Source organism: Pseudomonas sp. MB-090624, assembly GCF_003205245.1.
Taxonomy (GTDB): domain Bacteria; phylum Pseudomonadota; class Gammaproteobacteria; order Pseudomonadales; family Pseudomonadaceae; genus Aquipseudomonas; species Aquipseudomonas juntendi.
In genome coordinates this window covers 54,481-79,185 of the sequence record NZ_QJRK01000017.1, presented here as the reverse complement: position 1 = coordinate 79,185, position 24,705 = coordinate 54,481, and the positions used below count along the sequence as shown (strand labels likewise).

Here is a 24,705-nt window from a genome sequence, read left to right as displayed (position 1 = left end):
GGCTCTTTGCGTATCCTCGGCGGTCCGTCAGAACAGTAAATAGCGGAATGCCCACCATGTCAGACCTGAAAACTGCCGCTCTCGAATATCACGCTCAACCTCGCCCGGGGAAACTGAGCGTCGAACTTTCCAAGCCAACTGCCACTGCCCGTGACCTCGCCCTGGCCTACAGCCCAGGTGTTGCCGAGCCGGTGCGTGAAATTGGCCGGGATCCAGAGCTGGCATACAAATACACCGGCAAAGGCAACCTGGTTGCGGTGATTTCCGATGGCACTGCCATCCTCGGTCTGGGTGACCTCGGCCCACTGGCTTCCAAGCCGGTCATGGAAGGCAAGGGCGTTCTGTTCAAGCGTTTCGCAGGTATCGACGTATTCGACATCGAAGTCGAATCGGAAAGCCCGCAAGCATTCATCGACACCGTTCGCCGCATCTCGATCACCTTCGGTGGCATCAACCTCGAAGATATCAAGGCGCCAGAGTGCTTCGAGATCGAACGCACGCTGATCGAACAGTGCGACATTCCGGTGTTCCACGATGACCAGCACGGTACCGCCATCGTTACTGCGGCCGGCATGATCAACGCCCTGGAAATCGCCGGCAAGAAGCTCGAAGAAGCCAAGATCGTGTGCCTGGGTGCCGGTGCAGCTGCCATCTCCTGCATGAAGTTGCTGGTGAGCATGGGTGCCAAGGTCGAGAACATCTACATGATCGACCGCAGCGGCGTGATCCACGCTGGCCGTGACGACCTGAACCAGTACAAGGCCCAGTTCGCCCACGCGACCGACAAGCGCACCCTGGCCGACGCCCTGGAGGGTGCCGACGTGTTCGTTGGCCTGTCCGGCCCGAACCTGCTGAGCGCGGAAGGCCTGAAGTCGATGGCGGCCAACCCGATCGTGTTCGCCTGCTCCAACCCTGATCCGGAAATTTCGCCAGCGCTGGCTCACGCCACCCGCAGCGACGTGATCATGGCCACCGGCCGTTCGGACTACCCGAACCAGGTCAACAACGTACTGGGCTTCCCGTTCATCTTCCGTGGTGCCCTGGACGTACGCGCCAAGCGCATCAACGAAGAAATGAAAATCGCTGCGGCCATCGCCCTGAAAGACCTGGCCAAGCTGCCGGTACCCAAGGAAGTGTGCGATGCCTACGGCGTGCAAGCGCTGGAGTTCGGCCGTGAGTACATCATTCCGAAGCCCCTGGATGCCCGCCTGATCACCGTCGTTTCCGACGCCGTGGCCAAGGCTGCCATCGAGTCCGGCGTTGCTACCCTGCCGTATCCAAAGCACTACCCGCTCAAGAGCGTGGATGACGTGTTCAACGGCTGATTGCTGTTGTAGCGGTGTAAAAAGCCCCGGCTCCTGCGAGCCGGGGCTTTTTTATGCGCGGTGGGAATGCTTCGGGGCCGGGAGGTGAGGGGCAGGGGCCGACAGTGACGGCGCCCGTAGGGTCGAACGCCGCCGTGCACCTGCCCCGGATCTGGCGCCCTGCCTCAGAACAAGTCCATCGGCGTCGCTTCATCCGCTGGCAATGGGCTGCCCGGCACGGCCCCATTGCCCAGTTCGTCCACCGATGGCGGCGAATCCTCGGCCTTGAACAGCTCGAAGTAGGCATTGGGTGTGCCCGGCGAAGCTGCCCGGCCGCTGACGGGGTCTACGCGCAGGCTGAGAATGCCTTCTGGCTCGGCCGGCGCATGTGCAGGCTTGTCCTTGAGTGCCGCACCCATGAAGCTCATCCAGATCGGCAGCGCCGCCGTGCCGCCGTACTCGCGGTGGCCCAGGGTTTCCGGCTGGTCGAAGCCAACCCACACGGTGGTCACGTAGTCGGCGTTGTAGCCAGAGAACCAGGCGTCCTTGGACTCGTTGGTGGTACCGGTCTTGCCTGCCAGGTCGGTGCGGCCCAAAGCCAGCGCCCGGCGGCCGGTGCCGCGCTTGATCACGTCCTGCAGCATGCTGGTGAGAATATAGGTGGTACGCCCGTCGATGATGCGCTCGGCAACCGCTGGTGGCTGCGCTGCCGCAGGGGTTTGGCCGGGGGCCGCCGGTGCCTCGCCGGGCATGCTGGCGGTGCTGATCGGCTGCTCGGGGGCGGCCAGGCCGGCCTGGTCTTCAGTACCTTGGGGTACGCGAACCGGGTTGGCGGTGAACAGCGTTTCGCCACTGCGGCTCTCGATACGGTCGATCAGGTAGGGGGCAATCTTGTAGCCACCGTTGGCAAAGGTGCTCCAGCCTGTAGCGATTTCCATCGGCGTCAGGGTGGCGGTACCCAGGGCCAGCGACAGGTTGCGCGGCAGGTCCTGCTTGTTGAAACCGAACTTGGCGATGTAGTCGATGGTGCGGTCCACGCCCATGGCCTGCAGCAAGCGGATCGAAACCAGGTTGCGCGACTTGTACAGCGCTTCGCGCATGCGGATCGGGCCGAGGAACGTGTTGGTGTCGTTCTTCGGTCGCCACACCTTATCGACCGATTCGTCGACGAATACGATCGGCGCGTCGTTGACCAGGCTGGCGGCGGTATAGCCACTGTCCAGTGCAGCACTGTAGATGAACGGCTTGAAGCTTGAGCCCGGTTGGCGTTTGGCCTGCATCGCCCGGTTGTAGTTGCTCTGCTCGAACGAGAAACCGCCGACCAAGGCGCGGATGGCGCCGCTGTTAGGGTCGAGGGTGACCAGTGCACTCTGTGCCCCCGGCACCTGGCTGAACTTGAAGGTGCCATCGTCCAGGCGTTGCAGGCGCACCAGGTCACCGACCTGGGCGACATCGGCGGGCGACTGCGGGGTGCGGCCCTGGGCGTTGCTGTTGATGAACGGGCGCGCCCATTTCATGGTGTCCCAGGCCACATGCACCTGCTGGCCGTCACGGGTCAGCACCGCAAGGCCGGTTTTTTCGACCCGGGTGACGATGCCGGGCTCCAGCCCGCCCAAGGTGCGTTGCTTGCCCAGTTCCTGGCGCCAGGCAGCCTCGGTGCGCCCCGGGAAGCGGGCTTCAGGGCCGCGGTAGCCGTGGCGCTCGTCATAATCGGACAGGCCATTGAGGATGGCCTTGTTGGCCATTTCCTGCATGTCGCTGGGCACGGTGGTGGTAACGCGGAAGCCTTCGGTGTAAGCGTCGCTGCCGTAGCGGCCAACCATTTCCGCGCGAGCCATTTCCGCGACGTACGGTGCATTCACCTCGGGCGTTGGCACGTGGTAGCTGGCGTTGAGTGGCTCGTCCAGGGCGGCCTGGTAGCTGGCCTGGTCAATCTTGCCCAGCTTGTACATGCGGCCCAGGATCCAGTCGCGGCGCTCTTTGGCGCGCACCGGGTTGGCCAGGGGGTTGAAGCGCGAGGGCGCCTTGGGCAGGCCGGCGATCATCGCCATCTGTGCCAGGCTCACGTCACGGATCGACTTGCCGTAGTAGACCTGGGCCGCGGCGTCGATACCGTAGGCGCGGTTGCCGAGGTAGATCTTGTTCACGTACAGCTCAAGAATCTCGTCCTTGGTCAGCTCCCGCTCGATCTGCAGGGCCAACAGAATTTCGTTGGTCTTGCGCGAGAAGCTGCGCTCGCTGGTCAGGAAGAAGTTCTTGGCCACCTGCATGGTGATGGTGCTGCCGCCGGTCTGAATGTGCCCGGTTTTCACCAGCTGGGTGGCCGCGCGCATCAGGCTGCTGGGGTCCACGCCGTAGTGGTTGAGGAAATTGTCGTCCTCGGCTGACAGCAATGCCTGAATGAACTGTGGGGGAATGTCTGCGAAACGGATCGGCGAACGGCGCATTTCGCCAAATTCGGCAATCAGCTTGCCATCGCTGCTGTACACCTTGAGGGGGATCTGCAACTGGATGCTTCTGAGCGAATCGACCGAGGGCAGGTTGGGACTAAGATACAGAAACGCACCGCTCACACCGAGTACGAGCGCGCAAATGACTGCGACGGAAGACCACCAGAAGAACTTCAGCAGACGTATCAAGGCTTTTCGGTGTCCAGGTTGGAAGTGGATTGCACGCAGGTCCGGCGGACCAAAAAACGCTGGGCATTATACGCATTTTTTCGCCTTTCCGGGCCACCGGCCAGGCAGCCCGTCGCCCTGACGGGTGGCCCCGGCCCAGTGTTGCCGCGGGGGCGCGACATACAGCAAGGAATTCGCAATGCTTGGACGCTTCGGCAAGGATGCCGGTTCACTGGTAGGGGTGGAAATTACCGCTCACGCCATTCATCTGGTGCAACTGCAACAGCGCAAACGCGGCTGGCGGGTGCTGGGTTGGGCCCATGAGCCGCTGCAGCTCGGGGCAGGCAATGACTGGGCAGCAGCGCCCGAGCAGGTCTCGGCGGCATTGCAGCGCGCTCATCGGCGCAGCGGCCTCGGCGAGCGGCGGCTGGCTCTGGCGCTGCCCGCCAGCCAGGTCATCTGCAAGTTGTGTCACCTGCCAGTGGGGCCCGGTGAGGAGCAACTGGAGGCGCAGTTGCTGGCGGATGCCGAACGGTTGTTTCCGTTCCCGCTGGAAGACCTGGCCCTGGACTTCCAGGTCCTGGGGGCTTCAGGTGTTCAGCCAGCCTGCAGCGAGGTGCTGGTTGCAGCGTGTCGGCAGAGTGCACTGGCACCCCTCGAAGCGCTGGTGCAGCAGGCGGGGCTGCAACTGGAGGCGGTCGAGGTCGACAGCATTGCCCTGCGCCGCATGCTGCCTGCGGGTGAGCAGGCTGGGGCGGCGTTGCTGCGTATCGAACCCCACCGGGCGACTGTTCATGCCTGGGCGCCTGGCGGGGCGCTGCAGCGTCGGGAGCTGAGGGCAGCTGACGGGGATATGGCCGCGCAACTGCCCGAGCGGCTGCCTGCGCTGCTCGCCGAAGGGCTTTTACCTGCCAGGTTGTGGGTCAGCAACTGCTCACCGCTGCAGCCGGGCTGGCTGCAGGCCCTGGGCCAAAGCCTGGCGCTGCCGTGCCAAGAACTGCCTGCGCTGGCCGGGCTTGCCCAGGTCGATGGGCCGATGCTGCTGGCGAGTGCCCTGGCCCTTGCAGGGGCGCGACCATGATGCGGCTGAACCTTCTGCCGTGGCGCGAACGCCAGCGCCAGGCGGCCATGCGCCGGTTTCGCAGCCATCTGGTGGCTGGCGCATTGCTGGCATTGTGCGCCGTGACGCTGGTCGACCAACAGGCACGCCAGCGCGGCCAGCAACAAGCGTTGGCCAACACCCAGCGCCAGGCAGCCCTGGAAACCCTGGGCCTGGAGGCTCAGCCACTGGCTGATGTGCGTGCCCAGCATGCCGCACTGCTCGGCCGCCTGGCGGTGCTGGAGGGCCTGCAGGCTCAGCAGGGGGTTCTGCCTGGCGTATTCGCCGACCTCGAAAGGGCACTGCCATTGGGCATGCAGCTGCTGGGCCTCAGCCTGGAAAACGGCCGCATGGAGTTGAGCGGGCTCGCCACCTCCGGCGCCGTACTGGCCCAGTTCATGCGCGACCTGGAGCGTTCCAGCGTGCTGCTGGACCTGGAGCTCAAACACATCAAGAGCCAGCCAGGCGGCGATGAATTCTTGCTGGCTGCGCGCGTGGCGGCGTTCTGGTCGTGACCAAGGTGCAACTGCTCGCATGGCTTGGCGCAGCCGAGCGCTCCAGCCGCTTCCGGCGGCTGGCACCTGTGGCACTGGCGGTGCTGCTGTTCAGCCTGGGCTGCGCGATTCGCCTGCCGGGCATGTTGCAGCAGCAGGGTGAAGAAGAGGGCAAGCACGCCGAGCTGAGCCGGCAGCAGGCTGCCACGCAGGCGCAGATTGCCGAGTTGCAGGGGGTGCGGGCTCAGCTGGCGAGCGATGGGCAGCGCTTGCAAAAGGCACAATGGCAGCTGGCTGCCGGCGAAAGCATGAGCGACCTGCTAGACCGTCTGTCGGTTTCGGGGCGCGAGCACGGCCTGCTCGTCGAGCGCCTCGATGTGCACGAGCAGCAGCAGCGGCAGGGCTTCAGCGTAGTGCCACTGGAGTTGCAGGTGGTGGGCAGCTACCCAGCCTTGCGGGGCTGGCTGGACGAGTGGTTGGGGCAGGTGCGTGTCATGCACGGTCGCAGCATGCGCCTGGCAGCCGGCGGTGGCGAACCAGGCCTGCTGCGTTTGCAACTGCGGGTCGATGCCTATCACGCGCCGGTTGCCGGGGTGGCAGTCGCCATGCTTGCGCGGCTGCCTGCCAGGCCGGCAACGCGGGCACCGGCCATGGATCCGTTCGCCGCGTTGGCAACGCACCTGTCGGGTGGTTTGACCCGCGCGCCCCTGGCCCAGTTGGAAATGGTCGGCAGCCTGACGCGTGGGCAGGAACATCAAGCGCTGCTGCGGGCGGCCGGCAGGCTCTACCGCGTCCGCCTTGGGGACCGGGTAGGGCGTGATCAAGGGATAGTGATGCACATCGGCCCGCGCCAGGTCGAAGTGCGCGAACGGTTGTTCATGGCGGGGGTGTGGCATGAACGCACGGCGTTCATCACCCTCGCAAAACGCCTGGGCAAGGAGGCCCCGGATCAGAATGAGAACGAGGATGATCTATCTGCTGGCGGCCCTGCTGCCCATGCCTCTGGCGACCGCGACGCCTTACCAGGGTGAGCCGCTGTCGCTGCACTTTCAGGATGTCGAGATTCGCTCGGTTTTGCAGGTACTCGCCGACTATGCCGGCGTCAACCTGGTCGCCAGCGACGAGGTGCAGGGCAATGTCACCCTGCGCTTGCAGGATGTGCCGTGGGATCAGGCGCTGGACCTGGTCTTGCGCAGCAAAAGCCTCGCCCGGCGCCAGGAGGGTAATGTGCTGCTGGTGGCACCGGCGGCCACGCTGGCTGCGCAAGCTGCCGAAGCGCGTGCGGGGCAGGTGCTGGATGCGCAGTTGCAGCCCATGCGCCGGGAGCTGTTGCCTGTTCGCCATGCCAAGGCTGCCGAACTTGCGGAACTGCTCAAGACCAGCCTGGCCGACGAAAGCCTGCTCGCCGGTTGGGGCAGCCTGAGTGTCGATGAGCGCACCAATACCCTGGTGGCCTACCTGCCGGCCGAACGCCTCGATGAGCTGCGGCAACTGGTGGCGCAGCTGGATGTGCCGGTGCGCCAGGTGGCGATCGAGGCGCGCATCGTCGAGGCCAACGTCGATTACGAGAAAGCCCTTGGGGTGCGCTGGGGCAGCCCTTTGTATGGCGACAACCCGCTGCCGGGCAAGTCGCTGTTCGTCGACCTGGGTGTCGAGCGGGCTGGCAGCAGCATCGGCCTTGGCCTGCTGCGCGGGGATGTGCTGCTGGACCTCGAACTCAGCGCCATGGAAAAAAGCGGCAATGGCGAGATCATTTCGCAACCCAAGGTGGTCACGGCCGACAAGGAAACGGCCAGGATCCTCAAGGGCACCGAGGTGCCCTACCAGGAAACCACCAAGAGCGGCGCTACTTCGGTGTCGTTCCGCGAGGCCTCGCTGTCGTTGGAGGTGACCCCGCAAATTACCCCGGACAACAAGGTAATCATGGCTGTCAGGGTGACCAAGGACGAACCGGATTACGTCAATGCCTTGAACAACGTACCGCCGATCCGCAAGAACGAGGTGAATGCCAAGGTTCGCGTGGCCGACGGCGAAACGATCGTGATTGGCGGCGTGTACTCGACCTCGCAAAACAATGTGGTCGACAAGGTGCCATTTTTGGGTGATCTGCCGTATGTTGGGCGGCTGTTTCGACGCGATGCATTACAAGAGAAAAAATCCGAGCTGCTGGTCTTCCTGACTCCGCGTATCATGAGTGACCAGGCGATTGCTGTGAGTCGTTGATTCTGTGCGAAATTTGATACTTGTGGGGCCCATGGGTGCTGGTAAAAGCACCATCGGTCGCCTATTGGCCAAAGAGCTGCGCCTGCTGTTCAAGGATTCCGACAAGGAAATCGAACTGCGTTGCGGCGCCAACATCCCGTGGATTTTCGACAAGGAAGGCGAGCCGGGTTTCCGTGATCGCGAGCAAGCGATGATTGCCGAGCTGTGTGGCCTCGACGGCGTGGTCCTGGCCACCGGTGGCGGTGCCGTCATGCGCGAAGCCAACCGCCAGGCGCTGCACCAGGGCGGCCGGGTAATCTACCTGCACGCCTCGGTCGAACAGCAGGTCGGCCGCACGGCGCGCGACCGCAATCGCCCGCTGCTGCGCACCGCCAACCCCGAGGCCACCTTGCGGAACCTGCTGGAAACCCGCGACCCGCTCTACCGCGAGATCGCCGACCTGGTCGTAGAAACCGACGAGCGGCCACCACGCATGGTGGTGATCGACATCCTCGAGCGCTTGCAGCAGTTGCCGCCCCGTTAACCCGGGACTATTCTCGGCCACCAGCGCCGAGGCGAGGTTCAACGTTACCGCGCAGGTCGCCAGAACGGCACCGCGCCCAAGAACATTGTGGGGATACATGCAGACACTGAAGGTCGACCTGGGCGAGCGTAGCTACCCGATCTACATTGGCGAAGGCCTGCTGGACCAGCCCGAGCTGCTCGCGCCGCACATTGCCGGCCGGCAGGTTGCCATCGTCTCCAACGAGACCGTCGCGCCGCTGTATCTCGACCGCCTGGCCAAGACCCTGGGGGCCTACTCGGTGCTGCCAGTGGTACTGCCCGATGGCGAAGCCCACAAGAACTGGGAAACCCTGCAACTGATCTTCGATGGCCTGCTGACGGCGCGGCATGACCGCCGTACCACCGTGGTCGCCCTGGGCGGCGGGGTGGTCGGTGACATGGCCGGCTTTGCCGCTGCCTGCTATCAGCGGGGCGTGGACTTCATCCAGGTGCCGACCACCCTGTTGTCCCAGGTCGATTCCTCGGTAGGCGGCAAGACCGGCATCAACCACCCGCTGGGCAAGAACATGGTCGGCGCCTTCTACCAGCCCAACGCGGTGCTGATCGATACCACCAGCCTGAAGACCTTGCCGGCGCGCGAGCTTTCGGCAGGCCTGGCCGAAGTGATCAAGTACGGGCTGATCTGTGACAAGCCCTTCCTCGCCTGGCTCGAAGACAATATGCAGGCCCTGCGTACCCTCGACTCGGCAGCCCTGACCGAAGCCATTCGCCGCTCGTGTGCGGCCAAGGCCGCAGTGGTGGGCGCCGACGAACGCGAGTCTGGCGTGCGGGCCACGCTGAACTTGGGGCATACCTTCGGGCATGCCATCGAAACCCACATGGGCTATGGCGTGTGGCTGCACGGCGAAGCCGTGGCGGCGGGCACGGTCATGGCCCTGGAAATGTCCATGCGCCTTGGCTGGCTCGACCAGGCCGAGCGCGATCGCGGAATCCGCCTGTTGCAGGACGCAGGTTTGCCGGTGGTGCCACCACAGGAAATGACCCCGGCGCATTTCATGGAGCACATGGCGGTCGACAAGAAGGTGCTCGACGGGCGTCTGCGTCTGGTGCTGCTGCGCCAGATGGGCGAGGCCGTGGTCACCGACGACTATCCGAAAGAGATTCTACAGGCCACGCTGTCGGCGGATTACCGCGCGATCGTGGCCCAGCTTTGAGGTTGTGACAGCGCAATGACCAGTTTGCATGCCGATGAGGCCTTTCTCGACCATTACCAGTTGAGCCACGATCCGTTCGCACCGCGGGTGCCCGGCTTCAAGTTTTTCCCTGCCCAGCGCAAGCCTGTGCTCGGCCAGCTGCACCACCTGGCTCGCTACAGCCAACTGATGCTGGTCGTCACCGGCCCGCAGGGTAGCGGCAAGACCCTGCTGCGCCAGGCGCTGGTGGCCAGTACCAACAAGCAGGCGGTGCAGAGCGTTGTGGTGTCCGCCCGTGGTGCCAGCGATGCTGCCAGTGTATTGGGCCAGGTCGCGCAGAACCTGGACGTGGCCCAGCCGGAGATGCAGGCGATCCTGTCCAAGGTGGTGCAACTGGCACTCACCGGGCAGGAAGTGTACTTGCTGGTGGACGACGCGGAACAACTCGACGAGTCGGCACTCCAAGCGTTGCTGGAGTTGGCGGCGGGGGTGCCGGAAGGGCGCCCGCACGTGTTCCTGTTTGGTGAGCCCTCGCTGATTGCAGGGCTGGACGAGCTCAATGTCGAGGAAGAACGCTTCCACATCATCGAGCTGGCCCCCTACAGTGAAGAGGAAACCCGCGAATACCTGGAGCAGCGCCTGGAAGGCGCAGGCCGGGGCATCGAGGTGTTCAGCCGTGAACAGATCGTCGATATCCATGAAAACTCCGACGGCTGGCCTGGCAACATCAACCAGGTCGCCCGTGACACTTTGATCGAAGCCATGATCGCCAGCCGGACGACGGCCAAGCGACCATCCATGGGGTTCAAGATGCCAAAAAAACATGTGCTCGCGCTGTCTGCCGTGGTCGTGGTTGCCGTTGCAGCTGCCGTGTTGATGCCCAAGAAGGGCGAAAAAGCGCCGGCCGACGCACCGGCTGCCCAGGCTCAGTTACCGCTTGGCGACGGCAAGCAGGGCGCCAACATCGAGTTCTCTGGCTCGTCCCAGCCGGTGCCGCTGCCACTGGGAGGCCAGTCGCAGCCGGTGATGCGCGAGCCGCTGGCCCAGGCCGCAGGCATGGGTGAGGGGGAAGAAGGCAGCCCGGCTGGCGATACCGCCCTGCAGCCTGGCAACCCGCCGCCGACCGTGACCACCATCGCCCCGCCGCAAGGCGTAGCGGCGGGCCCCGCGCCGACGCCTGCGCAACCCGTGCAGCAGGTTGCGCCTGCGCAAAAACCGGTCGCAACCCAGCCTGCCAAGCCGGTTGCGACGGCCAAGCCGGCCCCGGCACCGACCCAGGTCGCCGTGGCCAAGCCGGCCGCCAAGCCTGCTGAAAAACCAGCCGCTGGCGGCACTGGCAACAGCAGCTGGTACGCAGGCCAGAAACCGGGCAATTACGTGGTGCAGATCCTCGGCACCAGCTCCGAGGCCTCGGCGCAGGCGTACGTGAAAGCCCAGGGTGGCGACTATCGCTACTTCAAGAAAGACCTGCAAGGCAAGCCGCTGTATGTGGTCACTTACGGCAGTTTCGCCAGCCGCGATGCTGCGGTTGCCGCAATCAAGAACTTGCCAGCGAAGGTCCAGGCTGGTAAACCTTGGCCACGTACCGTCGCCAGCGTCCAACAAGAGCTGGCCTCGGCCCGCTGATACCTGCCGGGCGGCACCACCCCGCTGCCCTGTTGCTAAGCGAATTCTAGCTTTCGACTAGCCTGCTGCGCCCGAGCGCGGCAGGCTTTTCTGTCCCAGACTGCCGGCCACAAGCCCCGAGTTGCAGTCATGGCTGAAACGCTTCAGACTCAAGTCAAGCGCCTATCACGGTGCATGACGCAAAAACATTCAAAATGGCGACATAAATTTTCAATGGTGAGACATGAAAATTTGTGGGCATCGCTGTCGCTGTGCAACAATGGTTTTCCATGGCCACCGCAAAAAAGCTGGCGTTTGATCGGCGTGGATGGTAAGTGGTTGTTAAAAAAGAGATTTGCCTCCGTTGAGAGGTGAACCTGGTGAGAATGTGTCTATGAAAACAGGTCTGTACCATCCCGAAGAATTCAAGGACAACTGTGGTTTTGGCCTGATCGCCCATATGACGGGCGAGGCGAGCCACCACCTTCTGCAAACCGCCATGCAGGCACTGACTTGCATGACCCACCGCGGTGGCATCAACGCCGACGGCAAGACCGGTGACGGTTGCGGTCTGCTGATTCAGAAGCCCGATCAGTTCCTGCGCGCCATGGCCCAGGAGCATTTTGCCGTCGAGTTGCCCAAGCAGTACGCCGTTGGCATGGTGTTCTTCAACCAGGACCCGGTCAAAGCCGAAGCTGCACGTGCCAACATGGATCGCGAGATCATCGCTGCCGGGCTGAAGCTGGTTGGCTGGCGCAAGGTGCCGATCGACACCAGCGTTCTCGGCCGCCTGGCCATGGAGCGCCTGCCGCAGATCGAGCAGGTGTTCATCGGCGGTGAGGGCCTGAGCGACCAGGAATTCGCCATCAAGCTTTTCAGCGCCCGGCGCCGTTCGTCGGTTGCCAACGCCGATGACGCAGACCACTACATCTGCAGCTTCTCGCACAAGACCATCATCTACAAAGGCCTGATGATGCCGCGCGATCTCGCGGCGTTCTACCCGGACCTGGGTGACGAGCGCCTGCAAACGGCGATCTGCGTGTTCCACCAGCGCTTCTCGACCAACACCCTGCCGAAGTGGCCGCTGGCGCAGCCGTTCCGCTTCCTCGCCCACAACGGCGAGATCAACACCATTACCGGTAACCGCAACTGGGCCATGGCCCGTCGCACCAAGTTCGCCAACGACCTGATCCCCGACCTCGCAGAGCTTGGCCCGCTGGTCAACCGCGTCGGTTCGGACTCCTCGAGCATGGACAACATGCTGGAGCTGATGGTCACCGGCGGTATCGACCTGTTCCGCGGCGTGCGCATGCTGGTACCACCAGCCTGGCAGAACGTCGAGACCATGGACGCCGACCTGCGCGCGTTCTACGAATACAACTCCATGCACATGGAGCCGTGGGACGGTCCGGCCGGTATCGTCATGACCGAAGGCCGCCACGCGGTGTGCCTGCTCGACCGTAACGGCCTGCGCCCGGCGCGCTGGGTGACCACCACCAATGGCTACATCACCATCGCCTCTGAAATCGGCGTGTGGGGCTACCAGCCTGAGGAAGTATTGGCCAAGGGCCGCGTGGGCCCGGGCCAGATCCTTGCCGTGGACACCGAAACCGGGCAGATCCTCGATACCGATGCCATCGACGACCGCCTGAAGTCGCGCCACCCCTACAAGCGTTGGCTGCGTCAGCACGCCACGCGTATCCAGGCGACGCTGACCGACGACCAGGGCGTGGCCAGCTACGACGCTGACCAGCTCAAGCAATACATGAAAATGTTCCAGGTCACCTTCGAAGAGCGTGACCAGGTGCTGCGCCCGTTGGGTGAGCAGGGCCAGGAGGCCGTTGGCTCGATGGGTGACGACACGCCGATGGCTGTGCTGTCGCAACGCGTGCGTTCGCCATACGACTTCTTCCGCCAACAGTTCGCCCAGGTGACCAACCCACCGATCGACCCGCTGCGCGAAGCGATCGTGATGTCGCTGGAAATCTGCCTCGGCGCTGAGCGCAACATTTTCCAGGAGTCCCCGGAGCACGCCTCGCGGGTGATCCTCAGCTCGCCAGTCATTTCCCCGGCCAAGTGGCGTTCGCTGATGAACCTGGAGCGTGAAGGCTTCGAGCGTCAGCTGATCGACCTCAACTATGAGCAGAGCGTCGGCCTGGAAGCGGCGATCCGCAACATTGCCGACCAGGCTGAAGAAGCCGTGCGCGCGGGCAAGACCCAGCTGGTGCTGAGCGACCGCTACATTGCCCCGGGCAAGCTGCCTGTGCACGCTTCGCTGGCCGTGGGTGCCGTACACCACCGCCTGACCGAGCAGGGCCTGCGTTGCGACAGCAACATCCTGGTGGAAACCGCCACAGCCCGCGACCCGCATCACTTCGCCGTGCTGCTGGGCTTCGGTGCCTCGGCCGTCTACCCGTACCTGTCCTACGAAGTGCTCGCCGACCTGATTCGTACCGGTGAAGTGCTGGGCGACCTGGACGAGGTGTTCAAGTACTACCGCAAAGGCATTTCCAAGGGCTTGCTGAAGATCCTGTCGAAGATGGGTATCTCCACCATCGCCTCGTACCGGGGTGCGCAGCTGTTCGAAGCCATCGGCCTGTCCGAAGAAGTGGTCGGCCTGAGCTTCAAGGGGGTGTCCAGCCGCATCAAGGGTGCACGCTTCGAAGACCTGGAAAGCGACCAGAAGCTGCTGGCAGCCGAAGCCTGGAGCGCGCGCAAGCCGATCCAGCAAGGCGGCCTGCTGAAGTTCGTGCACGGTGGCGAGTACCACGCCTACAACCCGGACGTGGTCAACACGCTGCAGGCTGCAGTGCAGCAGGGTGACTACGCCAAGTTCAAGGAATACACCACGCTGGTCGACCAGCGCCCGGTGTCGATGATCCGCGACCTGCTGAAGGTCAAGGTGGCCGACCAGCCGTTGGCGCTGGAACAGGTCGAGCCGCTGGAGGCCATCCTCAAGCGCTTCGACTCCGCCGGTATTTCCCTTGGCGCCCTGTCGCCGGAAGCGCACGAAGCCTTGGCCGAGGCGATGAACCGCCTGGGCGCGCGCTCCAACTCCGGTGAGGGTGGCGAAGACCCGTCGCGCTACGGCACCATCCGCAGCTCGAAGATCAAGCAGGTGGCCACCGGCCGCTTTGGTGTGACCCCGGAATACCTGGTGAACGCCGAAGTGCTGCAGATCAAGGTGGCCCAGGGCGCCAAGCCCGGCGAGGGCGGCCAGCTGCCAGGCGGCAAGGTCAATGGCCTGATCGCCAAGCTGCGCTATGCGGTACCCGGCGTGACCCTGATCTCGCCGCCACCGCACCACGACATTTACTCGATCGAAGACCTGGCCCAGCTGATCTACGACCTCAAGCAGGTCAACCCGCAGGCCCTGGTGTCGGTCAAGCTGGTGGCAGAGGCTGGCGTGGGCACCATTGCCGCCGGTGTGGCCAAGGCTTATGCCGACCTGATCACCATTTCCGGCTATGACGGTGGTACCGGTGCGTCGCCGCTGACCTCGATCAAGTACGCCGGCGCCCCGTGGGAACTGGGCCTGGCCGAAACCCACCAGACCCTGCGCGGCAACGACCTGCGCGGCAAGGTGCGGGTACAGACCGACGGTGGCCTGAAAACCGGCCTGGACGTGATCAAGGCTGCCATCCTCGGCGCCGAAAGCTTCGGCTTTGGCACCGCGCCCATGATCGCCTTGGGCTGCAAGTACCTGCGCATCTGCCACCTGAACAACTGCGCGACCGGCGTAGCCACGCAGAATGACAAGCTGCGCAAGGACCACTACATCGGCACCGTCGACATGGTGATCAATTTCTTCACCTTCGTCGCCGAAGAAACCCGTGAGTGGCTGGCCAAGCTGGGCGTGCGCAGCCTCGGCGAACTGATCGGCCGTACCGACCTGCTCGACGTGCTGCCAGGCGACACCGAGCGTCAGCGGTACCTGGACCTGTCGCCGCTGCTGGGCAGCTCGCACATTCCGGCAGACAAGCCACAGTTCTGCGAAGTCGACAGGAACCCGCCGTTCGACGAAGGCCACCTGGCCGAGAAGATGGTGGAAATGGCCATGCCGGCCATTCGTGACCAGGCCGGTGGCGAGTTCAGCCTCGACATCTGCAACTGCGACCGTTCCATCGGTGCGCGTGTATCGGGCGAGATCGCCCGCCTGCACGGCAACCAGGGCATGGCCGCGGCGCCGATCACGTTCCGCTTCAAAGGGACCGCGGGCCAGAGCTTCGGTGTGTGGAACGCCGGTGGCCTGAACCTGCACCTGGAAGGCGACGCCAACGACTACGTCGGCAAGGGCATGACCGGTGGCAAGCTCACCATCGTGCCGCCTGCTGGCAGCCCGTTCGCCACCCAGGACAGCGCCATCCTCGGCAACACCTGCCTGTACGGTGCCACTGGCGGCAAACTGTTTGCCGCCGGTACTGCCGGCGAGCGCTTCGCTGTCCGTAACTCCGGCGCCCACGCTGTTGTCGAGGGTACCGGCGATCACTGCTGTGAATACATGACCGGCGGCTTTGTCTGCGTGCTGGGCAACACCGGTTACAACTTCGGTTCTGGCATGACTGGCGGCTTCGCCTACGTGCTCGACATGGACAACAGCTTCGTCGACAAGCTCAACCACGAGCTGGTGGAAATCCAGCGTATCAGTGGGGAAGCCATGGAAGCTTACCGCAGCCATCTGGCGCGGGTCCTTGCCGAGTATGTGGAGGAGACCGGCAGCGAGTGGGGGCGTGAGCTCTCGGAGAACTTGGACGACTACGTGCGGCGCTTCTGGCTGGTCAAGCCCAAGGCAGCCAACCTGAAGCAACTGCTGTCCAGCACTCGCGCCAACCCGCAGTAACAACAGCTGCAAGTGGCAAGCCTCAAGCTGCACGCAGAAGCAGCACGAGGTTTGCCCGGCTTAAGTGATCGTCTTGCAGTTTGCAGCGTGTAGCTTGCAGCTGCTGTAAAGAGGTTTTGAAAAATGGCTGAACGTCTGAACAACGACTTCCAGTTCATCGAAGTGGGCCGCAAGGACCCGAAGAAAAAGCTGCTGCGCCAGCGCAAGAAAGAGTTCGTGGAAATCTACGAGCCGTTCAAGCCGCAGCAGTCCGTGGAGCAGGCGCACCGTTGCCTGGGCTGCGGTAACCCGTACTGCGAGTGGAAGTGCCCGGTGCACAACTTCATCCCCAACTGGTTGAAGCTGGTTTCCGAAGGCAACATCCTGGCGGCGGCGGAGCTGTCGCACCAGACCAACACCCTGCCCGAAGTGTGCGGCCGGGTGTGCCCGCAAGACCGCCTGTGCGAGGGTGCCTGCACCCTGAACGACGGCTTTGGCGCGGTGACCATCGGTTCGGTGGAGAAGTACATCACCGATACCGCCTTTGCCATGGGCTGGCGCCCGGACATGTCCAAGGTCAAGCCCACCGGCAAGCGCGTCGCCATCATTGGCGCAGGCCCTGCTGGCCTGGGCTGCGCCGACGTGCTGGTGCGCGCCGGGGTTACCCCGGTGGTATTCGACAAGAACCCGGAAATCGGTGGCCTGCTGACCTTCGGTATTCCCGAGTTCAAGCTGGAAAAGAGCGTGCTCAGCAACCGCCGCGAAGTGTTCACCGGTATGGGTATCGAGTTCCGCCTCAATACCGAGGTGGGCAAGGACGTGACCATGGAGCAACTGCTCGCCGAGTACGACGCAGTGTTCATGGGTATGGGTACCTACACCTACATGAAGGGTGGCTTCCCGGGTGAGGACCTGCCGGGCGTGCATGACGCGCTGGACTTCCTGATTGCCAACGTCAACCGCAACCTGGGCTTCGAGAAGTCGCCTGAAGACTTCATCGACATGCAGGGCAAGAAGGTTGTGGTGCTGGGCGGTGGCGACACTGCCATGGACTGCAACCGTACCTCGATCCGCCAGGGTGCCAAGGCGGTGACCTGCGCCTATCGCCGTGACGAAGCCAACATGCCGGGTTCGCGCAAAGAGGTGAAGAACGCCAAGGAAGAAGGCGTGAAGTTCCTCTACAACCGCCAACCCATCGCCATTGTCGGCGAGGACAAGGTCGAGGGTGTGAAGGTGGTCGAAACCCGCCTGGGCGAGCCGGATGCCCGTGGCCGTCGCAGCCCCGAGCCGATTCCGGGTTCCGAGGAAATCCTGCCGGCCGATGCCGTGGTGATCGCCTTTGGCTTCCGCCCAAGCCCGGCGCCGTGGTTCGAGCAGCATGACATCCAGCTGGACAGCCAGGGCCGTGTGGTGGCGCCGGAGAAGGGCAAGTTCAAGCACCAGACCAGCAACCCGAAAGTGTTTGCCGGTGGCGACATGGTGCGCGGTTCGGACCTGGTGGTGACGGCGATCTTCGAAGGGCGCACTGCTGCTGAGGGTATCCTGGACTACCTAGAAGTCTGATTCTCGACCTGTTCGCGGGCACGCCCGCTCCCACGGGGTTCAGCGCAGAACCTGTGGGAGCGGGCGTGCCCGCGAAGCTTTTGTATACAAAAACGCTTGATCTGTGGCATCCAATAGACAAAACGCATGGCCATGGCCGTGCCTTTTGCGCTGGCGTCTGAGAAAATGCCCGCACTATTTTTCCGGATGCCGACATGACTGCCCTGAAGAACGATCGTTTCCTGCGTGCACTGCTCAAGCAACCCGTAGACGTCACCCCGGTGTGGATGATGCGCCAGGCCGGACGCTACCTGCCGGAGTACCGCGCCAGCCGTGCCAAGGCAGGCGATTTCATGAGCCTGTGCATGAACCCGCAGTTCGCCTGCGAGGTTACCTTGCAGCCGCTGGACCGCTATCCGCTGGACGCGGCGATCCTGTTCTCCGACATCCTTACCATCCCCGATGCCATGGGCCTGGGCCTGTACTTCGAAACCGGCGAAGGCCCGCGTTTCAGGAAGGTCGTCAGTACCCCGGCCGATATCGAAGCCCTGCCGGTTCCCGACCCGCAAAAAGACCTGGGCTACGTGATGGATGCGGTCAGCACCATCCGCCGCGAACTCAACGGCCGCGTTCCGCTCATCGGTTTTTCCGGTAGCCCCTGGACCCTGGCCACCTACATGGTCGAAGGCGGGTCGTCGAAGGACTTCCGCAAGACCAAGGCCATGGCCTATGACAACCCGCAAGCGCTGCACCTGCTGCTGGACAAGCTGGCCCAGTCGGTGACCAGCTACCTCAACGGGCAGATCCTTGCCGGTGCCCAGGCCGTGCAGATCTTCGACACCTGGGGCGGCAACCTGTCAGCGGCGGCCTACCAGGAGTTCTCCCTCGCCTACATGCGCAAGATCGTCAGCGGCCTGATCCGCGAGCATGAAGGGCTCAAGGTGCCGGTCATCCTGTTCACCAAGAACGGTGGCCTGTGGCTTGAAAGCATCGCCGAGGCCGGTGCCGATGCCCTGGGCCTGGACTGGACCTGTGACATTGGCGACGCCCGTCGCCGTGTGGGCGACAAGGTGGCCTTGCAGGGCAACATGGACCCGACCGTGCTGTACGCCAAGCCAGAGGCCATCCGCCAGGAAGTGGCGCGCATCCTGGCCAGCTACGGCCACGGCAACGGCCACGTGTTCAACTTGGGCCACGGCATCACCCCGGAAGTCGACCCGGAGCACGCAGGCGTGTTCATCAACGCGGTGCACGAGCTGTCGGCGCAATACCACGTTTGAGTTTCCAGGCTCCCCGAACCAGGGTTTGGGGAGCCTGTGCCTGCCGCTGCCGTGCATTTCCGAAAATGTGCCGAACGTTCAGCCGTATTCCTACATATAGGCACAGATGTTTCTTCTAATGTCCGACCTCCCTTGAGCAGAGGGCACATTCGCCGCGCGTGAATGTGCCCTTTTGCATTCAACCTTCGGAGTTCGTGATGAATACAAGAAAAACCCTGCGCAGAAGCGTTGTTGCCACCGGTGTTTGCATGGCTATCGCAGGTGCAGGTTTGCAGGTTCAGGTTGCCCAGGCACACGGACATCTGGCTGACCCGCCTTCACGTGCAGCGCTGTGCCATGCCAACCACAAGAATCTGAACAGCAACTGTGGCGGCGCTCAGTACGAACCGTGGTCGGTCGGTGAGGCCATTGGGCGATTCCCGGCGGCCGGCCCTGTTGACGGGAAAATTGCCAGCGGTGGTGTCCGTGGCGATTTCGGTGCCCTCGACGAGCAGTCGGCCAACCGCTGGCATCTGACCCCCATCGTTGACCGGAACATTCAGTTCGACTGGCATTACCAGGCGCCGCACCCGGTAACCACGTGGGAATACTTCATCACCAAAGCCGACTGGAACCCCAATACCGCACTGAGCCGCGCCTCGTTCGACGACGCGCCGTTCTGTGTAGTCGATGGCAACAACCAGGTGCCTGCCAGCGGCACTGGCACCAACCCCAAGCATAGCTGCACCTTGCCAGCCGATCGTGCAGGCCAGCACGTGATCCTGGGTGTCTGGAAAGTGGGGGATACCGACAAGGCCTTCCATAGCGTGGCTGACGTCGATATTCAACTTGACGGCGGGCCTGCGCCCGAATGGCCGCGCCTGGCCGAGATCAGCGCCAGCCGAGACCTTGAAGTGGGCGACCAGGTGACGGCCCGCGCATTCGATGCCAATGGCGAGCGTCCGTCGCACCATGTGAGCGTCACCATCGACAACGCCGAAGAAGGTATCGCTGCCAACTGGGCTTACAAGCTCGCCAGGCAGATCAACGAAACCCAGACGCTGGTCCGTGCCGGGCAAATGGACGCCGACGGCAACATCGAGCCTGTCCAGGGCTCCAACAGCATCTTCGCCAAAGCCGAAAGTGGCCTGACCAACTACATCCTCGACTTCAAGGCCGCTGCCGGTGAGCCCGCCACCCTGCACCTGCATGATGTCAAACCTGAGTACACCATCGCTGATGGCCAGGGTAGCGTGGACTTTACCGTCATGACCAACAAGGCCTTGACTGTATCGGCGCGGCTGTTCGACGCCAGCAACAAGCAGGTCGCCTACGCACGGCAACTGGTCAACGGCAGCGCGCCGTTCGCCTTGAACGTCGCCAGCGTGCCAGGTGAGCACACCCTCAAGGTCGTCGGCGTGGACAAGCGCGAGCGCGAGCTGCTGCAGGATGAGCGCACGGTCCAGCTCAAGACATCGGGTGACGGGTCGTACGACTTTGTCTTCCCGGAGTCGCTGTCCAGCTACCAGGCCGGCACCAAGGTACTGCAGCCCAAGAATGGCAAGGTCTACGAGTGCCAGCCCTTCCCGAACTCGGGTTACTGCGTGCAGTACTCCGCCAATGCCGCCCAGTTCGAGCCAGGTACCGGCTCTCACTGGAACATGGCCTGGATCGAGAAGTAATGCAGCACACCTGGCCCCTCGACGGGGGGCCAGGCCCTTCGAGTACTGTTTATGCAAGCACGAAAATATGCCTGGCAGCAGATCCTCCTGCACTGGGTCTCTGCCTTGGTCATCATTTGGGTACTGCTCAGCGGCTTCTACGTGGCGCACCTGAATGTCACCCCGACCACGTTTCACTTGGTTGCGTTCGTCAACGTGGCCATGACCACCCTGTTCATCCCGATATTCCTGCTGCGCTGGCTGCTGCGGCGGACCCTGTTCAAACCCGGCAGCCTGGAGGGTGCAGCCAGGGGCGAGCGGATCGCCCATCTTGTCCATGAAGGTTTGTACTGGACCACCGCGATCGTGCTGCTGTCCGGCGTATTGATGATGGACCGGCCCATCGACGTGTTCGGCTGGTTCACCCTCGCGCCGCTGTTGAGCGAACCGTTCTGGCACGGCCTGTGGTTCAAGGTCCACATCTGCGCGTGCCTGCTGCTGGCCCTAGGCGTGTCGGTGCACATTGGCGCCGTGGTGCTGCATGAGCTGGCCGGGCGCCGTGTACTGCGGCGCATGCTGCCCTGATTCGGATGAAGCGCTCATCGCATGTGATCTGGCTGGCGCTGGTGCTGGTAACGCTTGCCGGGCTGATAGCGCGGGAACGGCTGTATCCATTAACTGCGCCCCCGCTGCTGCCGGCCTCGGCGCTGGTCACGGCAGCCGCCCCGGAGCAACCGTTCTCGACGACCGCCCTGGCCTTGGCATTCGGCTTTCAGCCTGAGCGCCAGCGGTCTAGCCGGGCGGACATCACGCTCAAGGCCTGCTTCGTATCCAGCCAGGGCGGGGCGCGGGCGTTGGTGAAAAGCGCTGGGGGCGAGGCTGTCTACCGGGTGGGTGAGCGGATTGCGGGCCACGGTGTGCTGCGCCGTATCGATGTGCGCTCCATCGTGCTGTGGGTCGACGGCCGCGAGGAAGTCGTGGCGTTGGCTATCCCTGGCCCCAGCGTTTTTCTGCCCATGGGGGCGGCCCCTCGCCCGCGCCCGGTTTCTGATCCTTCATCCCGCCTGTTGCGGGAGGTGCAATGACTTTCAAGCGATATTTGCAAGGCGCCTCGTTCGGCGCCTGTTTGACCCTGTGCTGTTCCCTGGCGCTGGCTGAAATGCCCACCTGGCAACTGGCGATGAGCGATGCCGACGTACGCGAGGTGGTGCGTGAGGTGGGGGAAATCCTCGACCAGACCATCATCCTCGACCCCCGCGTGCAGGGGCGCATCACCGTGCTTTCCAACGAAGCCCTGGACCGCGAAGGCATACGCCGGCTGTTCTACTCGGTGCTCAACGCCCAGGGCTTTGCCGCCGTGAATGATGGCGACCGTTTGCTGGTGCTGCCGGCGAGCGAAGCCAAGGCCTGGGCCAACCAACAGGTGGAGGCCATACCGGCCGCGTTCACCACGCGCGTCTTTACCTTGTCGGGCAGCGTCGCTGCCGACCTGGCCGGCCTGTTGCGGCCGTTGGTGTCCAGCAGCGGCTACATTGGCCCCTCCAGCTCGGCCAACGCCTTGGTGGTGACCGACTCTGCAGCCAACCTTGAACGCTTGGAGAGCCTGGTCTTGCAGCTGGACAGCGGCCAGCGGCACGACTATGAGCTGGTGACCCTGCATAACGCCCAGACCGAGGCCGTGTTCGCCGTGGTCGAAGCGGCCGCCGGGGGGCCGGACAGCGGTGTGCAGGTGGTGGCCGACGCCAACGGTAGCCGCCTGCTGATCCTCGGCCCGGCCAAGTCCAGGCAGCGCCTGGCACAACTGACCCGTTCGCTGGATGTGGCGGCACCCGCCACCGCGCAGAACTGGCGTGTGGTGCGCTTGCAGCACAGTAACGCCGAGCAGCTTGCCGACGTGCTGGGTGAGGTGGGCAAGCGCCTGGATGGCGCGCCGGGCACCCGTGACTTGGGCGCCAACCTCACTGGCGACGCCGTGGTCAAGGCCGATGCCGACCAGAATGCGCTGGTGCTGCTGGGCGAGCCGCAGACACTGGGCAGCGTCGAGCAGATCATCCAGCAATTGGACCAGCCACGGGCGCAGGTCCTCATCCATGCGGCAATCGTCGAAGTCAGCGGCAGCATCGATGAAGCGTTGGGTGTGCAGTGGGGCGTGGGCACCGGCGGGCTCAACGGCGGGGTCACGTTCAGCGAAAGTGGCACCGGGCTGGCCGACCTGCTGGGCAAGGAGGCCAAGCTGCCGGGTGGTGCTGCCCTGGCCATTGGCACGGACCGTTTTGCCGCGCTGATATCGGCCTTGGCCAGCAGCAGCCGCAGCAACCTGTTGTCCACGCCAAGCCTGTTGACCCTGGACAACCAGGAGGCGCATATCCTGGTGGGGCAGAACGTCGCCTTCAAGACCGGCTCCTACGTTACCCCCGGCAGTGGTTCGGAGAACCCGTTCACCACAGTCGAACGCAAGGATATCGGTATCAGCCTGAAGGTGCGCCCGCACATCAATGAGGGGCAAAGCCTGCGCCTGGAGGTCGAGCAGGAAAGCTCCGAAATCGCGCCGAGCACGGCCGAGAACGACCTGGTCACCAACAAGCGTACGCTCAAGAGCACCATCCTGGCCTCCGACGGCGAGATCATCGTGATTGGCGGCCTGATCAAGGACAGCATGCGCAAGGTCGAGCGTGGGGTACCGTTGCTCAGCCGCATTCCGTGGCTTGGCGGTCTGTTCCGCTGGCGCAGCGACATTCAGGAGAAAACCAACCTGATGGTCTTCCTGCGCCCGACCATTCTGCGTAGCCAGGCGGAGCGGGTCGAGGTTGGGCGCAGGGCCTACGACGGGGTGCGCGCCGCCGATGATTCGCCCTTGCCGGCTGATGCCCAGCGCCTGTTCGAGCCGCGTCGCTTGCCAAGCGCGCAAGTGCCACAGCCATGAGCCCTGAGCTGCCATTCGGCTTTGCCCGGCGTCACGGGATCCTGCTCGACCGCCAGGCGCCCGAGCCGGTGCTGATGATGCGAGAAGGCGCGTCCCTGGCCGCCCTGGCCGAAGCCTGCCGCTTGCTGGGCAATACCTGGCCGCTGCGCCAGGTGAGCGAAGCCGACTTCGCCGAGCGCCTGGCCAGTTGCTACGGCCTGGGTGAGGATGCCGCGCAATCGATCGTTCAGAGCCTGGACCAGGAAATCGACCTGCCACGGCTGGCCGAGGCCTTGCCGCAAACCAGCGACCTGCTCGAGCAGCAAGACGATGCGCCGATCATCCGCCTGCTCAATGCCCTGTTCAGCGAAGCGGTGCGCTCGCGGGCCTCGGATATCCACCTGGAAACCTTCGAGCATCAGCTGCGCGTGCGCATGCGCATCGACGGCGTCATGCGCGAAGTGCTGTCGCCCCCGCGGGAACTGTCTGCCCTGCTGGTTTCGCGTATCAAGGTCATGGCGCGCCTGGACATCGCCGAGAAGCGCGTGCCCCAGGACGGTCGCATCAGCCTGCGCCTGGCTGGCCATGAAGTCGACGTGCGCGTTTCGACCCTGCCTGCCACCCATGGCGAGCGGGTGGTGCTGCGGTTGCTGGACAAGCAGACCGTGCGCCTGGACATCGACCACATGCAGATGCCGGCGGCTGTGCGTGCTGGCTTCATGAGCATGCTGGAAAAGCCACACGGCATTTTCCTGGTCACCGGCCCAACCGGCTCGGGCAAGACCACCACCTTGTACACCGCGCTTGCGTACCTGAACCAGGAGTCGCGCAATATCCTCACCGTGGAGGACCCGATCGAGTACCACCTGGCCGGCATCGGGCAAACCCAGGTCAACCCCAAGGTCGACATGACCTTCGCCCGTGGCCTGCGCGCCATTCTGCGTCAGGACCCGGACGTGGTCATGGTGGGCGAAATCCGCGACAAGGAAACCGCCAACATCGCGGTGCAGGCGTCGCTGACGGGCCACCTGGTACTTTCCACCCTGCACACAAACAGCGCGCTGGGGGCAATCACGCGGCTTGCCGACATGGGCATCGATACCTGCCTGCTGGCTTCGTCGCTGGCCGGGGTGATGGCCCAGCGCCTGGTACGCCGGCTCTGCCCGCACTGCAAGGTGGCCTGCGAGGTGGACCAGGCCATGGCCAGCGCCTTGGGCAACCCTGCCGGGCTGCCCGCGCAGCTTTACCAGGCGCAGGGCTGCAGTGAATGCCAAGCGGGCTACAGTGGGCGCCTGGCCTTGCACGAGATGGTGGTGGTCAAGCCTGCACTGGCTCAGGCGATCCACACCCAGGCATCCCAGGCCGCCATGCATGAACTGATTCGCCAGGACACGCCGAGCCTGTTCCAGCACGGTGTTCAGCGTGTCTGCCAAGGGCAGACCAGCGTGGCAGAGCTGCTGCGCGTGACCGGGCAGGACTGAC

Annotated in this window: 17 protein-coding genes; 16 read left to right on the top strand and 1 reads right to left on the bottom strand. The window is 63.9% G+C overall.

From position 1 onward, the window contains the following. Positions 1 to 56 precede the first annotated feature (56 nt). The gene (locus DMX12_RS11535; protein ID WP_009684943.1) at positions 57 to 1,325 is read left to right on the top strand and encodes a malic enzyme-like NAD(P)-binding protein; all 1,269 of its coding nucleotides are present in this window, start codon (positions 57 to 59) and stop codon (positions 1,323 to 1,325) included. Between the two features lie 164 nt (positions 1,326 to 1,489). Here the strand turns inward: DMX12_RS11535 and DMX12_RS11530 are convergent, their stop codons facing one another. Beyond that, positions 1,490 to 3,943: a penicillin-binding protein 1A gene (locus tag DMX12_RS11530; protein ID WP_110677641.1), complete on the bottom strand. Its 2,454-nt coding sequence runs from the start codon at positions 3,941 to 3,943 to the stop codon at positions 1,490 to 1,492. 178 nt (positions 3,944 to 4,121) lie between these two features. On the opposite strand from DMX12_RS11530, the gene pilM reads away from it, so the two are divergent. From pilM to gspE, 15 genes are all read left to right on the top strand, one after another. Then, a complete protein-coding gene (gene pilM, locus DMX12_RS11525; RefSeq protein WP_110677639.1) occupies positions 4,122 to 5,003 on the top strand; it encodes a type IV pilus biogenesis protein PilM in 882 nt (293 codons plus the stop codon). Beyond that, positions 5,000 to 5,536 carry a PilN domain-containing protein gene (locus DMX12_RS11520; RefSeq protein WP_110677637.1) on the top strand — a complete coding sequence of 179 codons (537 nt, stop codon included), beginning with the start codon at positions 5,000 to 5,002 and terminating at the stop codon, positions 5,534 to 5,536. Before pilM ends, DMX12_RS11520 begins: the two co-directional genes overlap by 4 nt. Positions 5,537 to 5,547: 11 nt before the next feature. Continuing rightward, the gene (locus DMX12_RS11515) at positions 5,548 to 6,546 is read left to right on the top strand and encodes a pilus assembly protein PilP (protein ID WP_110677667.1); all 999 of its coding nucleotides are present in this window, start codon (positions 5,548 to 5,550) and stop codon (positions 6,544 to 6,546) included. Continuing rightward, positions 6,470 to 7,738, top strand: coding sequence for a type IV pilus secretin PilQ (locus DMX12_RS11510; RefSeq protein ID WP_110677635.1), 1,269 nt, complete (start codon positions 6,470 to 6,472; stop codon positions 7,736 to 7,738). The genes DMX12_RS11515 and DMX12_RS11510 overlap by 77 nt, the downstream gene beginning before the upstream one ends. A gap of 4 nt (positions 7,739 to 7,742) precedes the next feature. Next, positions 7,743 to 8,261 (top strand): shikimate kinase AroK, encoded by a 519-nt coding sequence (gene aroK, locus DMX12_RS11505; protein ID WP_009684951.1) that lies wholly within the window; start codon positions 7,743 to 7,745, stop codon positions 8,259 to 8,261. 97 nt (positions 8,262 to 8,358) lie between these two features. Next, positions 8,359 to 9,456, top strand: a complete 1,098-nt coding sequence (gene aroB / locus DMX12_RS11500; RefSeq protein ID WP_054904624.1) for a 3-dehydroquinate synthase — start codon at positions 8,359 to 8,361, stop codon at positions 9,454 to 9,456. Between the two features lie 15 nt (positions 9,457 to 9,471). Then, on the top strand, positions 9,472 to 11,061 hold the full coding sequence (locus tag DMX12_RS11495; protein WP_054881140.1) for an SPOR domain-containing protein: 1,590 nt from the start codon (positions 9,472 to 9,474) through the stop codon (positions 11,059 to 11,061). Between the two features lie 373 nt (positions 11,062 to 11,434). Beyond that, positions 11,435 to 15,880, top strand: coding sequence for a glutamate synthase large subunit (gene gltB, locus DMX12_RS11490; protein ID WP_029886145.1), 4,446 nt, complete (start codon positions 11,435 to 11,437; stop codon positions 15,878 to 15,880). 123 nt (positions 15,881 to 16,003) lie between these two features. Next, positions 16,004 to 17,422, top strand: coding sequence for an FAD-dependent oxidoreductase (locus DMX12_RS11485; protein WP_009684959.1), 1,419 nt, complete (start codon positions 16,004 to 16,006; stop codon positions 17,420 to 17,422). Positions 17,423 to 17,616: 194 nt separating this feature from the next. Further along, entirely contained in the window at positions 17,617 to 18,681 is a 1,065-nt protein-coding gene (gene hemE, locus DMX12_RS11480) for a uroporphyrinogen decarboxylase (protein ID WP_110677633.1), read from the top strand. A gap of 248 nt (positions 18,682 to 18,929) precedes the next feature. Then, positions 18,930 to 20,342 (top strand): N-acetylglucosamine-binding protein GbpA, encoded by a 1,413-nt coding sequence (gbpA, locus tag DMX12_RS11475; protein WP_110677631.1) that lies wholly within the window; start codon positions 18,930 to 18,932, stop codon positions 20,340 to 20,342. A gap of 51 nt (positions 20,343 to 20,393) precedes the next feature. Then, complete coding sequence (locus DMX12_RS11470; protein WP_029886142.1) at positions 20,394 to 20,906, top strand: cytochrome b; 513 nt, start codon at positions 20,394 to 20,396, stop codon at positions 20,904 to 20,906. 5 nt (positions 20,907 to 20,911) lie between these two features. Then, the gene (locus DMX12_RS11465; RefSeq protein ID WP_110677629.1) at positions 20,912 to 21,406 is read left to right on the top strand and encodes a type II secretion system protein N; all 495 of its coding nucleotides are present in this window, start codon (positions 20,912 to 20,914) and stop codon (positions 21,404 to 21,406) included. Continuing rightward, positions 21,403 to 23,244: a type II secretion system secretin GspD gene (gspD, locus tag DMX12_RS11460; RefSeq protein ID WP_110677627.1), complete on the top strand. Its 1,842-nt coding sequence runs from the start codon at positions 21,403 to 21,405 to the stop codon at positions 23,242 to 23,244. The genes DMX12_RS11465 and gspD overlap by 4 nt, the downstream gene beginning before the upstream one ends. Continuing rightward, positions 23,241 to 24,704, top strand: a complete 1,464-nt coding sequence (gene gspE / locus DMX12_RS11455) for a type II secretion system ATPase GspE (RefSeq protein WP_110677625.1) — start codon at positions 23,241 to 23,243, stop codon at positions 24,702 to 24,704. The genes gspD and gspE overlap by 4 nt, the downstream gene beginning before the upstream one ends. The last annotated feature ends 1 nt before the right edge of the window (position 24,705 follow it).

What these genes read in the sequence shown, in the direction of transcription:
- DMX12_RS11535 (WP_009684943.1), top strand. Translation starts at nt 57, where the DNA reads ATGTCAGACCTGAAAACTGCCGCTCTCGAATATCACGCTCAACCTCGC.
- pilM (WP_110677639.1), top strand. Translation starts at nt 4,122, where the DNA reads ATGCTTGGACGCTTCGGCAAGGATGCCGGTTCACTGGTAGGGGTGGAA.
- DMX12_RS11520 (WP_110677637.1), top strand. Translation starts at nt 5,000, where the DNA reads ATGATGCGGCTGAACCTTCTGCCGTGGCGCGAACGCCAGCGCCAGGCG.
- DMX12_RS11510 (WP_110677635.1), top strand. Translation starts at nt 6,470, where the DNA reads ATGAGAACGAGGATGATCTATCTGCTGGCGGCCCTGCTGCCCATGCCT.
- aroB (WP_054904624.1), top strand. Translation starts at nt 8,359, where the DNA reads ATGCAGACACTGAAGGTCGACCTGGGCGAGCGTAGCTACCCGATCTAC.
- DMX12_RS11495 (WP_054881140.1), top strand. Translation starts at nt 9,472, where the DNA reads ATGACCAGTTTGCATGCCGATGAGGCCTTTCTCGACCATTACCAGTTG.
- gltB (WP_029886145.1), top strand. Translation starts at nt 11,435, where the DNA reads ATGAAAACAGGTCTGTACCATCCCGAAGAATTCAAGGACAACTGTGGT.
- DMX12_RS11485 (WP_009684959.1), top strand. Translation starts at nt 16,004, where the DNA reads ATGGCTGAACGTCTGAACAACGACTTCCAGTTCATCGAAGTGGGCCGC.
- hemE (WP_110677633.1), top strand. Translation starts at nt 17,617, where the DNA reads ATGACTGCCCTGAAGAACGATCGTTTCCTGCGTGCACTGCTCAAGCAA.
- gbpA (WP_110677631.1), top strand. Translation starts at nt 18,930, where the DNA reads ATGGCTATCGCAGGTGCAGGTTTGCAGGTTCAGGTTGCCCAGGCACAC.
- DMX12_RS11470 (WP_029886142.1), top strand. Translation starts at nt 20,394, where the DNA reads ATGCAAGCACGAAAATATGCCTGGCAGCAGATCCTCCTGCACTGGGTC.
- DMX12_RS11465 (WP_110677629.1), top strand. Translation starts at nt 20,912, where the DNA reads ATGAAGCGCTCATCGCATGTGATCTGGCTGGCGCTGGTGCTGGTAACG.
- gspD (WP_110677627.1), top strand. Translation starts at nt 21,403, where the DNA reads ATGACTTTCAAGCGATATTTGCAAGGCGCCTCGTTCGGCGCCTGTTTG.
- gspE (WP_110677625.1), top strand. Translation starts at nt 23,241, where the DNA reads ATGAGCCCTGAGCTGCCATTCGGCTTTGCCCGGCGTCACGGGATCCTG.